Annotated in this window: 12 protein-coding genes and 1 pseudogene; 4 read left to right on the plus strand and 9 right to left on the minus strand. The window is 57.7% G+C overall.

Features of this window, described 5'->3' with window-relative positions; translation table 11 throughout:
• Positions 1 to 259: 259 nt before the first annotated feature.
• Positions 260 to 508, plus strand: coding sequence for a hypothetical protein (locus tag BM216_RS32540; RefSeq protein WP_093004435.1), 249 nt, complete (start codon positions 260 to 262; stop codon positions 506 to 508).
• Between the two features lie 469 nt (positions 509 to 977).
• Here BM216_RS32540 and ugpC read toward each other — a convergent pair whose 3' ends face one another.
• The 4 genes from ugpC to BM216_RS32560 form a co-directional block, all read right to left on the minus strand.
• The gene (ugpC, locus tag BM216_RS32545) at positions 978 to 2048 is read right to left on the minus strand and encodes an ABC transporter ATP-binding protein (protein ID WP_093004437.1); all 1071 of its coding nucleotides are present in this window, start codon (positions 2046 to 2048) and stop codon (positions 978 to 980) included.
• Between the two features lie 22 nt (positions 2049 to 2070).
• Positions 2071 to 2868: a carbohydrate ABC transporter permease gene (locus BM216_RS32550; RefSeq protein WP_244530461.1), complete on the minus strand. Its 798-nt coding sequence runs from the start codon at positions 2866 to 2868 to the stop codon at positions 2071 to 2073.
• A 79-nt stretch (positions 2869 to 2947) separates the two neighbouring features.
• Positions 2948 to 3886, minus strand: a complete 939-nt coding sequence (locus BM216_RS32555) for a carbohydrate ABC transporter permease (RefSeq protein ID WP_093004467.1) — start codon at positions 3884 to 3886, stop codon at positions 2948 to 2950.
• Between the two features lie 123 nt (positions 3887 to 4009).
• On the minus strand, positions 4010 to 5305 hold the full coding sequence (locus tag BM216_RS32560) for an extracellular solute-binding protein (RefSeq protein ID WP_093004441.1): 1296 nt from the start codon (positions 5303 to 5305) through the stop codon (positions 4010 to 4012).
• Between the two features lie 227 nt (positions 5306 to 5532).
• Between BM216_RS32560 and BM216_RS32565 the strand changes: the two genes are divergently transcribed.
• From BM216_RS32565 to BM216_RS32575, 3 genes are read left to right on the plus strand one after another with little or no spacing between them, the layout of a single operon-like run.
• A complete protein-coding gene (locus BM216_RS32565) occupies positions 5533 to 6732 on the plus strand; it encodes an ROK family transcriptional regulator (protein WP_093004443.1) in 1200 nt (399 codons plus the stop codon).
• A gap of 36 nt (positions 6733 to 6768) precedes the next feature.
• A complete protein-coding gene (locus BM216_RS32570; protein ID WP_093004445.1) occupies positions 6769 to 7872 on the plus strand; it encodes a Gfo/Idh/MocA family protein in 1104 nt (367 codons plus the stop codon).
• A 21-nt stretch (positions 7873 to 7893) separates the two neighbouring features.
• Positions 7894 to 8535: a ThuA domain-containing protein gene (locus BM216_RS32575; protein WP_093004447.1), complete on the plus strand. Its 642-nt coding sequence runs from the start codon at positions 7894 to 7896 to the stop codon at positions 8533 to 8535.
• Positions 8536 to 9025: 490 nt separating this feature from the next.
• Here BM216_RS32575 and BM216_RS32580 read toward each other — a convergent pair whose 3' ends face one another.
• The 5 genes and pseudogenes from BM216_RS32580 to BM216_RS32610 form a co-directional block, all read right to left on the minus strand.
• A complete protein-coding gene (locus BM216_RS32580) occupies positions 9026 to 9493 on the minus strand; it encodes a hypothetical protein (RefSeq protein WP_093004449.1) in 468 nt (155 codons plus the stop codon).
• Between the two features lie 203 nt (positions 9494 to 9696).
• Entirely contained in the window at positions 9697 to 10026 is a 330-nt protein-coding gene (locus BM216_RS32585) for a hypothetical protein (protein ID WP_143102942.1), read from the minus strand.
• Positions 10027 to 10712: 686 nt separating this feature from the next.
• Entirely contained in the window at positions 10713 to 12176 is a 1464-nt protein-coding gene (locus BM216_RS32595) for a benzaldehyde dehydrogenase (protein ID WP_093004455.1), read from the minus strand.
• An 842-nt stretch (positions 12177 to 13018) separates the two neighbouring features.
• Positions 13019 to 14170, minus strand: a complete 1152-nt coding sequence (locus BM216_RS32605; RefSeq protein WP_093004459.1) for an epoxide hydrolase family protein — start codon at positions 14168 to 14170, stop codon at positions 13019 to 13021.
• 154 nt (positions 14171 to 14324) lie between these two features.
• Positions 14325 to 14789, minus strand: a pseudogene (locus BM216_RS32610) (glutamine synthetase); the annotation flags it as partial.

Raw genomic sequence — 14789 nt, forward strand, 5'->3', positions numbered from 1 at the left:
TCAATGACTCCGGATTGCGACGACGAGCAAAAAACAGGTCACCGATGCAAGACACGATCTAACTGTTCGGAAACGATCGTTGATCTTAGCGCACGGCTCACTCGACGCGTCAGTGCGGAGATAAGCGCCTGGTGCAACCCTGGCATTTACATCTTGACCTACTAATGCGCGGAATATGATCCTATTTAAGGATTATCTTCCGCACTGTGTGTCTGCGGAGCCCCGCCCTCAAAATCGGAAAACTGCTTTGCTGCCAGGAATGACTGAAGAAGAAGGTTTGCGCTTGTTTGAACGCATTGGCGCAACTGCCATAGCCAATCAGGCTATTCTCAAGTGTACCATTGCCGGCTTCCCCTTGACGGTGGAAAACGTGATCCTGTTCGTCGGTGACTTCGTCGATCCCACAATAGGCGCTTGCGCAAACATCGTTGAAATGATCGGCATGGCGATTGAAGAAGTTATCGATTGTCGTGATGTCATCGGCCGAACGGCCGAAACTGAGACATAATTATCGTGGATCAAATAGAGCTCGCACGCACTGCCGTGGTGGCTCGTGTCGTGTGTAGTGTTTAAAGCTGTTTAACCGGTTCAGGGGCCGGATCATCTGATCTCGCCCTTATCTGAAACGCGACAGGTCCGGTTTAGCTCTTCAAAAGAAGCGAACCTAGATCTGTTTGAATGATCTAAGGGCATCCAAGCTAGCGACCCGCAGTCGGAATATTTCCGACTTGGGTTCCTCTCTAGCGGCGTAACCTGCGCGGCAGGATGGAAAAGCACGGGAGGGGAGATCGGGCTTACCCATTTCATCGGGAAATGATCCGTTGCATCGGCGATGGAGACTTGCTCGGTCTGATCGAATTCTCACCGCCACGCCATCAACAGTAGGCAACACGCAGTTTGAGTGCAGTTGGTCGTTCGATTGGCTGCATTCGGCAAACCGTCGACGACAATCTCGTTGGCCGCAGCTCGCGGAAACCCTACAATGCAACGCCGGTGTCGCGGTCGAAAACATGTACCTGTTCCGCAGCGATGTTTGCCTGGAAAAGTGCGTCGTGACGCAGCGGATATTCGCCATCGACGATCGCGGTCACCGGCTGTCCTGCAAGATCAAAGATAACATGAGTCTGCGCACCTGTCGGTTCGACGAGAAGGGTCTGACCAGCGAGCGCCGTGCCACCCTTGCCGCTTCCAAGATGTTCGGGACGCAGGCCGATCTTGATCGACTGACCGCGTTTCACCTTCCGGTCCTGAGCAATGCGGATCGCCGTGCCATCCGTCAGGCGCGCCGCCGCCTCGCCGCCTTCGGCATCGATCGTGCCATCCAACAGGTTCATGGCCGGCGAGCCGATAAAGGCTGCCACGAAAAGATTGGCCGGATTTTTATAAAGCTCCATCGGCGTCCCCTGCTGCTCCACCCTGCCCTGGTTGAGCACGACGATACGGTCAGCCAGCGTCATCGCCTCGATCTGGTCATGGGTGACATAGATGGAGGTTGTCTTGACCTTCTGGTGTAAGGTCTTGATTTCGGAGCGCATCTGCACGCGCAGCTTGGCATCGAGGTTGGAGAGCGGTTCGTCGAACAGGAAGACCGCTGGGTTGCGGACGATCGCCCGTCCCATCGCCACACGCTGACGCTGGCCGCCGGAAAGCTGGGCGGGCTTGCGCTCCATCAGGGGTAAGAGATCGAGCATCCGCGCGGCTTCATTGACCCGCTCGGCGATTTCAGCTTTCGACGCGCCGGAAAGCCGAAGATTGAAGCCCATGTTTTCCGCGACCGTCATGTGCGGATAAAGCGCATAGGACTGGAAAACCATCGCAATGTTGCGTTCGCGCGGCGTCAGATCGTTGACCACGGCGTTGTCGATGATCACGTCGCCGCCGGAAATATCCTCCAGCCCGGCGATCATGCGCAACAGGGTGGATTTGCCGCAACCGGAAGGGCCGACCAGCGCCACGAACTCGCCATCCTCGATGGACAACGAAACGCCATGAATGACGTCGAGTGCGCCAAAAGCCTTGCGGACTTCGTGAAGTTCTACGGATGCCATGTGTGATCCTCCGGTCCGGCTGTCAGGATTTCACCGCACCGGCCGTGAGGCCGGCGATGATGTGTTTCTGGGCGAGGAAAAAGACGATGATGGTGGGCAGGATGGTGAGCGTGATGAAGGCCAGAACCAGCTGCCATTCGGTATTGAACTCACCACGATAGATCATGATGCCGAGCGGCCAGGGGTAACGGCTTTCCGAATTCAACATGATCAGCGGCAGGATGTAGCCGTTCCAACTGCCGACGAAGGAAATGATACCGACGGTGGCGATGATCGGCCGCGACAGCGGCAGGGTGACATGCCAGAAGAAGCGCATGTAACCGCAGCCATCGACAAAAGCCGCATCGAACAGTTCCGAAGGCAGATTGCGAAAATAGTTACGGAACAGCATGATGCTCATGCCGGTGCCAAAGGCGACCTGTGGCAGGACCACGCCCCAATAGGTATCGACAAGGCCGAGATCGCGGATGCGGATGTAAAGCGGCAGGATGGCGGTTGCGGCCGGGAACATAAGCCCGATCAGAAAATAGTTGAGCAGATAATCCGAGCCAAAAAAGCGGATATGCGCGAAGCAGAAGGCGGCCATGGCGCCAAACGCCAGCGTCAGGAACACGGTCAGCACTGCGATCACCAGAGAATTGCCCATCTGCAGCCAATAACGCTGGCTAACGATGATGTCGCCATAGTTGGACCACTGCCATTCCGTCGGCATTCCGAACGGATTGCCGCGCAGGTCACTCAGCGTCTTGAAGCCGCCGAGTGCTGTGCTGATCAGCGGCACCACGACGATGACCGCCACAAGGATAAGCGCCACATACATGTAGATCTGCGTGGCGGTGCGCAGCCGACGACCGGAACCGGGCGCCGTTGCTGCATCGATGGGCTGGGATGTGGCGATATCAGTCATGGCGCATAAAAATCCGCTTGTAGCTGAAAGCGAGCGTGACGCAGATGACGAACAGTACGACGCCGACGGCGCTACCGAAACCGACCTGCATGCGGGTCACCCCGAAATTGTAAAGGAAGGTCACCATCGTCTGCGTGGAGTTGGACGGGCCACCGCCGGTCAGCGGCATGATCATGTCGAACAGCTGCAGCGAACCGACCACCGCGAAGAAGATGGACAGGCGCACAGTGGAACCGAGCAGAGGCAGCGTGACCAGACGAAACTTCTGGAAACCCGTGGCGCCGTCGATATCGGCCGCTTCAAGCACGCTCTTGTCAATCGCCTGCAGACCGGCGATGAACAGCATCATGTGAAAGCCAAAATATTTCCAGATGACGACGCCGAGGATGGCGTACATGGCGGTATCGCGATCGGCCAGCCAATAGGGCGGCTCTGCACCGAACAGATGGGCGATGCCGCCGACCAGACCGAAATCGCCATCATAGACGAAACGCCAGATCATGCCGGCAGCGACATCGGCAAGAACATAAGGCAGGAAGAAGATAAGACGGAAAAACAGCGCGCCATGGATGCGGCTTGAAATCATCGTCGCCAGCCAGAGTGCCAGCGGGATCTGCAGCAGGATGGATGCCGCAACGATCAGACCATTGTTGATCAGTGCCTGGCTGAAGGCGCCGTTGCGGAAGATGAGCTGATAGTTGCGCCAACCGACCCATTGCTGCGGCAGGCCATAAGCGTTCCAGTTATAAAAGGAGTACCAGGCAGCCTCGCCCATCGGCAGGATGACGAGGACGGTGAACAACAGAAGCGCCGGCGGCAGGAACAGGAGCAGCACCGGCCACTTGCTGTGCTTGAGCGAACGCTTTCGCCGTTGCGGTGTCGCACGGGGCCTCGTCTGCCCATTCGCCGGGGCATAGGTCCTGCCTGGCATGGTAGTATCGCTCATGCTCATTCGCACTCCTCATCTCGCACGGACGGGGCGGTATGGTCTCGGAAAGGTCACCTGCGCTCAGGAGGCTTTTGACCTCATGGAGCGGGAGCGCAGGTGCAGGGCCTACTGGCGCTCTAGGGAAAAGGCATCCTCGATCTGCTGGGCGGCATCGGCCGGTTCCAGCCCACCCGAGACGATCTCGACGCTGACATCGTTCACGACCGCGCCGACGTTGGGCCCGAGGTCCTGATCGAGGAAATTCTGATGCCAGGTTTCTTTGGCAAGCGTCTCGGCGACGTCCTTCAGGAGCGGTTTGTCGATCGCGTCGCTGGCGCCTTTGGCGATCGGCATGATCTGCGTGTCCTTGGCCAAACGTTTCTGGACATCGATACCTGCCATGTAGCGCAGAAATTCCTCGGTTTCCGGTGGCGCGTCTTTCGTTACCGCCCAGCCGTTCAGGCCACCGAAACTGTCGGTGATCAAGCCGGGGGCACCCTCGATGGTTGGGAACTGGAAGCGGCCGATATTGTCCTCCGACAGCCCCTTGCGGCTGGTCGAATTCGACGCCTGCGTACCCGGCGTACTTTCAAAGCCGAGGAGAATGGCTGCACGGCCATCGCCGAAAGTGGCCAGCGCGTCGTTCCAGGTGGCGCCAAGATAACCGTTCTGGAAAGGCTCGAGCTTGCCGAGTTCGGCCAGATGCTGGCCCGCCTTGACGAAGGGCTCGGCCATGAAGCCGTCGTTTTCGCCGGCCTTGGCATCGGCAAAGCCTTTCTGGCCGGCCTCGCGCATGGCGAGATAACTCCAGTAGAAATGCAGTGGCCACTTATCGAGACCGCCGCCGGCTATCGGCGTGATACCGGCACCCTTCAGGGTTTTCACCGCACCCAGAAAATCATCCCAGGTGACAATCTTCGCGGCATCAACGCCCGCCTTTTGAAACATTTCCCTGTTGTAATAGAACGAGACAAGCCCGCTTTTGGCAGGCGACGCCCAGACTTTTCCGTCGAAGGTCAAACCTTCGATCGCATTCGGATTGATGGAATTACGCCATTCGCCACCATTTGTATCGAGCGCCGTATCGATCGCCCGCAAAGCGCCTGTTTCGGCCTGCGCCTTCAAAACGCCACCACCCCATGTGTAAAACATGCTCGGTGCATCCTTGGACTGGAGCAGGGTCGGCATCTTCGCCTTGAAAGCCTGATTTTCCAGGAATTGCATCTCGATCTTGACGCCGGGATGTTTCGCTTCAAACTCCTTGGCGATCTCGGTCCAAAGACTGACCGCCGCGGGCAATTGCTCGACATGCATCCAGCGGATGACACTCTCGGCACTGGCGGAACCGGAACCGCCAAGCGTGAATACGGCCAAGGCGGCCGCGGTCGAAAACATGCGGAAATGGAAAACCCTGTTCGACATAAAAGGCGCTCCTCCCAAAGCTCTTTTAATCCCGTATCCGAATTAAATAATTGAGGACCTCATCCGGCCTGTCAATAGTCAGTTTGAAAATCCGGCGATTTTGCACGATTGACGCCTTATTTTTCGAAAACTCTCTTGCGCAACGGCCAAAACTAACCCTACAAACAGCAATATTAATTTGGATTGCGTATTAAATCGCGTTCGACGCAGAGGCTTGCGCACACGACATGAAAACCGCCGACCCCGAACTGATGCGTGCGATGAACCGATTGAGTGTGCTGGATGTGATCCGGCGGCGAGGACCGATTGCCCGCGTCGAGATTTCCGAACGCACCGAGCTGTCGACCACCACGGTTTCTGCCATTACCGGATCGCTACTGGATGATGGCCTGATCCTGACCCGCCATGAGGGCGACATCCGCAACGCTGCAGCGCGCGGCAGGCCACGGGTGATGCTGGAGCTCAACCCGGAGGCGGCGCGCGTCGTCGGGGCAAAGATCACCGCCAGCCGTATGGTATTCGTCGTCACCGACTTTTGCGGAGACGTGCTGTCCACGCTCACCCTGCCGATCCGTATCGACCGCCAGCCGATCAGCGTGATCGCCGACCTGATTGAGGACGGCGTGCGCCGTTGTGTCGTTGACGCCGGCCTGTCGCTGAAGGATGTGCACAGCGTCTGCCTCGGCCTGCCCGGCGTCATCGAGCACCGCACCGGCCGCATCCGCTTCAGCCCGATCCTCAAGGACACCAATGTCGATTTCGCCACCGAAATGTCGGCGCGGCTCGACACGCCGACAATCATCGAAAGCGACGCCACGGCCATCACGCTCGCCCATCACTGGTTCGGCAAGGCCAGAGATCTCGAGGACATGGTGCTGGTCTCGCTCGAACAGACGCTTGGGCTTGGCGTGCTGCATGAAGGCCGGCTGTTTCGCGGCGCCGGCGGCCTCAGTCACAATCTCGGCGATCTCGTGCTCGGCATGGGCGAGGACGGTGCCGTGCGGCTTTCGACCAAGGCCGGTGAAACCGCCATTCTGGCAGACCAGCGCGGTGACGGCGCCTTTGCCGAAGCGGTGAAACTCGGGCGCGGCATGGCGCATGCGCAGGCCCTGATCAAGGCGGAGGATAGCCAGCTGGTGACGGCGGCGATCAGGGCCGGTGAAGCCATCGGGCTCAGCATTGCCAATATCGTCACGCTGTTTGCGCCGCCGCAGGTCATTCTGGTCGGCACCTCGCTGGCGCTTGGCGCTCCTTTCCTGAAAAGCCTCGGGGATGCCTATGCGCTTGCCATACCGCCTTCATTGCAAGGCGTGAGCGAACTCGTTTTCGATGATTCCAACGACGATTTCTGGGCGCGCGGTGCTGCCGCCGTGGCGCTTTACGAACTTTACGAATCGCCCTGGAGCACGACAGGGCCGGCGCGCTGACGCGCCACAAAAACAATGCCATCGGGAGGAGACAGGATGGATAAGGTCGGTATCGGCATCATCGGATGCGGCAATATTTCGGGCGCCTATTTGAAGGCCATGACCAGCGCATTCGGCATTCTCGACATAAGGGGACTAGCGGATCTCAACCGAGATATCGCCGAGGCAAAAGCGGCGGAATTCGACCTGCCCGTCAAAACTATCGATGAACTGCTTGAAGACCCGAAAGTCGAGATCATCGTCAACCTGACGGTTCCCAAGGCGCATGTCACTGTTGCCCTCCAGGCGCTTGATGCCGGCAAACACACCTATTCGGAAAAACCACTCGGCATCAATTTCGCTGAGGGCAAAAAACTCGCCGATGCCGCCAAGGCAAAGGGCCTGCGCATCGGGGCAGCGCCCGACACCTTTTTGGGCGGCGGCCACCAGACGGCGCGGGCCTTGATCGATCAGGGCGTGATCGGCATCCCGGTCGGCGGCAGCGCCACTTTCATGTGCCCGGGCCATGAGCGCTGGCATCCCAATCCTGGATTCTATTATGAAGTCGGCGGCGGTCCGATGCTCGACATGGGCCCCTACTATATCACCGACCTCGTCAACCTGCTCGGCCCCGTCTCGAAAGTTGCGGGTTTTGCCACTACGCCACGCTCGGAACGCATCATCACCAGCGAACCGCGCAACGGCGAACGCATTCCGGTGCAAGTGCCGACCCATGTGGCCGGCGTCATGGCCTTCGCCAACGGCGCCGTGGTGCAGATCGGCATGAGCTTCGATGTTGCCGGCCACAAGCACGTGCCGCTGGAAGTCTATGGCACCGAAGGCACCTTGATCGTGCCCGATCCGAACCATTTCGGCGGCGACGTCTCACTGCTCCGCAAAGGCGGTCAGTTCGAGATGCAGCCGCTGACGCAGCCGTATGCCGACGGCAATTATCGTTCGATCGGCGTCGCCGACATGGCCTTTGCCATCCGCAATAACCGGCCGCACCGGGCCAGCGGCGATCTGGCGCTGCATGTGCTGGAAGTGATGGAGGCGTTCCATATGGCGTCGGCCGAGGGCCGGACGATCGACATCAGCACCGCGACGGAGCGCCCTTCGCCACTATCGGCTTCATTGATCGGCGAAAAGCTGGCGAACTGAAATTTCTGGAGGAGATACATCATGCGGGAAGCACTCATCGTCTGGGGCGGCTGGAGCGGCCATGAGCCGGAGGAATGCGCGGCAGTCATCAGGGAGATGTTGGAGGAAGACGGCTTCAAGGTCTATGTCGAGCACTCGACCGAAGCGTTCGCCGACCCCTCCATCCACGACCTCAGCCTGATCGTGCCGATCATGACCATGTCGAAGATCGAGAAGGAAGAGGTGAAGAACCTCGCAGCCGCCATTCAGAGCGGTGTCGGCATTGCCGGTTACCATGGCGGCGCCGGTGACGCATTTCGCGAATCCGTCGATTATCAGTTCATCATCGGCGGCCAGTGGGTGGCACATCCGGGCAATATCATCGACTACACCGTCAACGTCACCCGGCCGGACGACCCGCTGATGGAAGGCATTACCGATTTTCCCTACACCTCGGAGCAATATTACATGCATGTCGACCCCTCGAATGAGGTGCTGGCAACCACGACATTTACAGGCGAGCATGCCTACTGGATCAACGGCGTCGTGATGCCGGTCGTGTGGAAGCGAAAATACGGGGAAGGTCGCGTCTTTTATTCGTCGCTCGGTCATCAAGCCAAGGAATTCGGTGTGCCGCAGATGAAAACGATCTTCCGCCGCGGCGCCAACTGGGCGGCGCGTTGATCGTACACTACGAAACTCAAGACGGCGGTCGCCGCTGCCGTCTCACTCATATACGAGGCGCCATTCACAGGGCGCTTGGCTCAAGCATCTTTTCTTGAATGGATACAGACCTCTAACAAGTTCTGGTCAACGAGAAGCCCAGAATGCTAGGTGATTGAAAAAGGCGCATCATCGCTGAGAAAATATGGTGGAGTGTCCGAGAGTTTGCTTAAATAGAAGGTATGTCCCACAAAATTAATGTCCGGATACGAGGCCGTTTGCTGCTGCTACCCGTGCAAAGACAGCATGTATGGAAACTCATGGTCGGACTTGGCTATTAAAGGGAACCTAATATTAGGCGGGAGGTTCGGGATTTCATCACATGAAGAGATCAGGTTTTCGAGACAAAGTCATGTCTCCTGTTGGCACTACTGCGACATGACAGCCTTAGGCCCGAAGCGCACACTATATCATCAGCGACTTCGCCTTATGCCGAAAACGTTCTATCCAGCTATCCTGCGCCCTTCTCACAAGTTGCTTCGATCACGTCTAAGACGACGCCCTCAGCGAGGATCGTGTTTTCAATCATTCGAAGCGCACCATGGGCGTCGATAGTGACCGATCCTACTGAGGCGACACCGTCGGACGCCGCGCTGTAACTGGCAGCAATCACACCGTTCGATTCTATGATCTTGGTATCTGTTGGCCAATTCGATGAGATCCCTTCCATCTCTGGCGTCCCACTCCAGAGCATAGTGGAATTCCCAGGTAGTGCTTTATTTATGTCGAGGTGAAGCCTCGCAATTTCGGGAAAGGCTGTCGAGGTCGGTTCGGAGGAACGGAGAACGTATCGAATTTGCGTGAGATTTGCGCAAGTAAACTCAGCAGCTAGACTAGGCCACGAGAACAAAGCTGCGGAGAGGCCAAGAGTGATTTTCGAGACGTTTAGACCGGTCATAATATCCTCGCTGTCTGTCATTCAAAGCATGTCTTGCGTTCGAAGAAGTAGCCATCCCGAAGTCGGTCAATGTCTCCTAATGGCGCGAAGGAGCAATGATGTCTCTGAGGAATTATGCTCTCTCAGGCCTGCGATGACGATCGTTGCGCCTGAAAAGGCGACTGACAGGTGACCTTGGCGCCCGAAAGGCGCGAAAGTAAGTTGCTCAGAGCGGCCTTGATGAATCAAAGCGGTGGGCGAGCCGCACACTCCAACGGCTGAGTTACCATTTGGATGATGTATTCCTCTGCAGTCTTTTGATAATCGCGGGGGACCCCCTCCCCATACATCTCGCACACTGTTTCCGCCGCCCGTTGCTTCATCGCGCTTAAATCTTGTCTGAAAGCCGGGCTGGTTATCACCCCATGCTCGAGAAGAGCCAGGAGAACCGCTTCAAGAGCACTGATCCTTGCTGTGATGTCACTTAGTTCGGTAGCCATTTTTTTCCCTTCAATATCCAAGGCGGGCGTTGATTTTTCGCATCTGAGCTTTTTTCGTTTAGGGGTGGTGACCAATACGCTCGCCGCTAACATATCGACTGTTTACTTTAATCCGCCTTCTGGCCCGCTTTGTCCGGGTTACAGCCGTCGAGATCATCGAAGTTGCCCAGAACCCGGAGACCATCTTGTCGCTGACCACTCACGCCGAAGCTCGCAGTACATCTACACCCGGCTGATAAGCTTCCAGTCGACCTGGTCGATGTACGACAAGGCAGTCTTTTGCGCTGCCAAAGACGTACCGCCAACCGCATCGACAATACATACAGCTCGAGGTTCTTCCTGAAGCGCCTCGAGCGGCAGGAAGGCCAGGCAAGGATCAGTCCAAAGCCTTTTCATTAGCCTGCCTGTCCAAAGGCTTCACCGCCTGCTCGAACTCGCTGTCAGACCTGCTGTTGATTGAGGCTCGTTCATTGATTGGCTGATAGGCGACCACCTCATACAGTCCCTGGATCGGCCTCTTATCGCGCCGGGTCGCAACCTTCTCGGTCGAGTGGATTATGGGCAGGTTGTAATTCACTGCCGCCTTGGACCTGCTACAAGCAGCGCGTTTTCAAAGGTGAACAAAACTCAGCATCCATGTTACAGATAGGTTCACTCGCATTATAGGTTTCCTTGAGTTAAAAGCCGCGCTGAGGTCGCCGCGGAGCTGCTCTTTCGGATGCGGGCTAGAGTGTGCGCATACTCATGAATGCAGACTGTTCTCAAAATGGATAGGGTGGCGGTGCTGACTTGATGGTGACCCATTGCCAGTCGGTGAACAGCTCCCAATTTGCCGGGCCGCCGATCGATGTGCCATTTCCGGAAGCTCCAACGCCGCCAAAGGGATTACTGACGCCATCGCTCACCGTCTGGTCATTGATGTGGAGGATACCTGCATGGATGCGGTCGCCGATCGCCATGGCTCGTGAGACATCCTTCGAGATCACGGCGGCCGCCAGACCGTAGTCAGTGTCGTTGGCAAGAGAAACCGCTTCATCGTCGGTTGCGAAGGTCGTGACCACGGCGACGGGTCCGAAGATTTCTTCCTTGAACGCGGGCATTGCCGGTGTGACGTCGGCAAGCACCGTTGCCTCGAAGAAGAGGTCCCGAGCGCTTCCTCCGGCGCGCAGTGTGCCCCCCGCGGCAACGGTGTTCTTGACGAGCTTGAGGGCATGATCCCGCTGCCGAGCGTTGATCATCGGACCGATCGCTACTTCCTCCGTGTTCGGGTTACCGATCGGTAGACGGCTTGCCTTCTCGGCAAGCTGGCTGATGAACTCCTCGGCGATCGCTTCGTGGACGAGGACCCGGCCCGCGGACATGCAGATTTGTCCCTGGTGCAGCCACGTTGCCCATGATGCGTTCCGCAGCGCGAGGTCCATGTCTGCATCATCGAGGATGATGAGCGAATTCTTGCCGCCGAGTTCCAGGGAAACCTTCTTGAGGTTTCCGCTCGCCGTCCGCCCCACCATGCGGCCAGCCCCGGTCGATCCCGTAAACTGGATCATCGCAATTATGGGATCGATACAAAGGGCCTCTCCGGCCGCGTCATCGCCCGGGAGAACCTGGAGCACACCTTGCGGCAGGCCGGCCAGTTCGAATAGGCGAGCGATGATGAAGCCACCGCAGATGGCGGTGCGCGGATCGGGCTTCAGAACGACAGCGTTGCCGACAGAAAGGGCGGGCGCAACGGCGCGCATGGCCAGATAGAGCGGAAAATTGAATGGCGAAATAATACCGACGACACCGAGCGGCCGGCGACGGGCCAGATTGAGATTTCCGCCTTCGCTGGGCAACACCAGTCCTTGCGATTGGTGCGGCATGGCGCCCGCAAGCTGAATAGCCTTCATTGAGATCGACAGCTCGAATTCGGCCTTGGCCTTAACCGAGCCGCTTTCCCGCACGATCCAACTGACGATGTCGTTCCAGTGGTTCCGGCAGAGTTCGGCGACCTTGTAGAATACCGCTGCGCGGTCGTCCGCGGAAGTTAACGCCCATCGTCGCTGCGCCGCTTGGCCTGCGCATGCCGCCACGGTGATCTCGTAAGGGCGTGCCATGCCAACCTTGCCGAGTTTTTGTCCCGTTGCCGGTTCCACCGCATCGACCGATTGTGACGCCGCTCGCCAGCTGTCGAAAAAAAGCTGACCGGAGAGATGATCGTTCGCATTAAAAAGACTGGCCGACATTGGGTCCTCGGGCTATTTGAAGGAAGGCGAAAATTGAGCCGGTCGCACAAAGCCGCTCAGCGGGCTTTCGTTGGATCCGGCCTTCAGCGAAAAACTCGCGAGCACGCAGCCTGACGAAACTCGTTCCTCCGGTATGCAGTGGATCGATAGTTTTGGCGACGTGCCCAGGTGGCATGAAAAGCTGGCGGGTAGGGCCGGTTAGGGACCGAAAGACCGACAGTTGCAGGCCCTCGATGAATTTCGAGCCTGCTCGACGAAGAAAGACGCGCTCCAATCCGAGGAATGACCCGTCGATCCAAAGCAGTCATCGCTCGTGCCGGGCGTTGAACCGTCCCTTTCCGACCGCGAAATCAATCGCACCACAGGACAACCGTAAATCCTTCAATTCGACGTCGCCGAGAGCCCTCAAACGCCGTCCAGCACGGCAGTTCTCATGGCATTTAGGAACGGCGTTCAAGCGTCCAACTACATATTTCATGGAGCTTTCCTCCGACGCTGCCGACGATGCGTAGTATTTTCGAGAAAGTGTTTCATCATGATTGCGAATTCACCTTTGTTCGTCTCAACGGCAACCATCTGAGGCCTGGGCTTGGTGCCTCTCTGGCTTGTGCCAAAGAAGGGCAAGTCCGCATGCGCGGATAACGCTGGAGTGTGGCCCCTCGCGTCGGCCAGCCACTGCGGCGTCGGTGCGCCTTTATCCATGAGTTCTTTCGACACGATACGATTCCATGAAGCTTGATGAGCCTATGATTGGGACACGGGTCGCTGCGGTGTCCAAGCGCAGAAAAACGAAGTCATGCAACCAGGATCGTAGACGGCGCTATGAACTCATGTGGGAATGATCATCTTGGCTTTCGCGCATGTCGAAACGCTTGCCGTAACTCGCTAACAAGGACGGCTGGCTGTTCCCAGCCAGGAAAATGTCCTCCGCTCTCCATCTCGTTCCATGAGATAAGGTTAGAAAACCTCCTCGCCGCCCATCGCCTTGCTATCGGATACGGCTCGCCCGGGAACAATGAACAGGCCGTTGGAACGGAGACAGACCTAGAGTTCTCTTCTTGTGCATCGGATGGGCGAGATCTTGCAGCCTCCCAATACCAGCGGGCGGAGGACGCTCCTGTTGCCGTGAACCAATAGAGCGCAATGTTATCGACCTGCCGCTCCACGCTGACGCCGCTGTCTGCACCCGCGAAGGCCGCAACCTTCTCGCTGAGCCAAGCCGCCAACCCGGCCGGTGAGTCCACCAGCGAATAACCTAACGTTTGCGGTCGCGTGCTCTGCAACAGCGCGAAGGGAACCTCCTCCTTCAGAAAGTAACGACGCTTTTCGAGCATCTGCATCTCAGCAATGTCTGTTGTGAGGTAATCTTCAGGCAGCGGCGAAGCGAAGGGCATTGTCAAATGGAGACCGAAGACCCTCTCTGGGACTAGACGGGCGAGTTCGATACTCACGGATGCGCCCCAATCGCCCCCATGCGCTGCGAACCGTTGATAGCCGAGGACGGTCATCAAATGAGCCCAGGCTCTGGCCGTTCGCTGCGGGGTCCAACCGGTCTCCTGAGGGCGATCGCTGAAACCGAAGCCTGGAAGGGACGGGACGACGACGTTAAAGGCGTCCTCTGCTGTGCCGCCGTGGGCGGCGGGATCGGTGAGCAAGTCTACAACGCCTTCGAATTCGAGTACGGATCCCGGCCAGCCATGGGTGAGGATCAAAGGGATCGCTGTTGGCTCGGAGGATTTAAGATGCCAGAAGGAGATGTTCAGGCCATCAATATACGCCTTAAACTGACCAATCGCGTCGAGCCGGCTTTCCAATTTCCGCCAATCATGCGACCGCCAGGTGCGGAGGATCATCTGAAGATTGTTCAGCTTAACTCCCTGGCTCGCATCCTGAACCGTCTCCAGTTCCGGGAGTCGTGTCTGATCGAGCCGCGTATGGAGATCTTTGATTTGTTCGTCAGAGGCCCTGAAATTAAGAGAGGAAATGGGAAACATGCTTGTCCTCTCACCATCGGTCTCGAGCCACGTTCGGGCAATCCACTGTTTTCCTAACGCAGTCGAGACGTGGGATTTGATCCGTTTTCGGGAACCGAGACGCGCTCGCGCTGTATTTGGCTGAAAATGAACACAAAGGCCTTAGGGGCCGGCATCAGGCGGCTGCAGACCTTGCGGTCGGGACTTCCGAGATCGTCTTCAGAACCTGGGACGCGATCTGGTAGGGGCAACCCTGCGAGTTCGGACGACGGTCTTCGAGGTAACCCTTGTAGCCGTTGTTCACGAAGGAGTGCGGAACGCGGATCGAAGCGCCGCGGTCGGCAACGCCGTAGGAGAACTTGTTCCACGGAGCCGTCTCGTGCTTGCCGGTCAGGCGCATGTGGTTGTCCGGACCGTAAACGTCGATATGGTCCTGCAGGTTCTTTTCGAACTGGCCCATCAGGGCTTCGAAATAGTCCTTGCCGCCAACTTCGCGCATGAACTTGGTCGAGAAGTTGCAGTGCATGCCCGAGCCGTTCCAGTCGGTGTCGCCGAGCGGCTTGCAATGGAACTCGATGTCGATGCCGTACTGTTCCGTCAGACGGAGCAGGAGGTAACGGGCCATCCAGATCTGGTCGGC

It is taken from the genome of Rhizobium sp. NFR07, from assembly GCF_900111905.1.
Lineage (GTDB): Bacteria > Pseudomonadota > Alphaproteobacteria > Rhizobiales > Rhizobiaceae > Neorhizobium.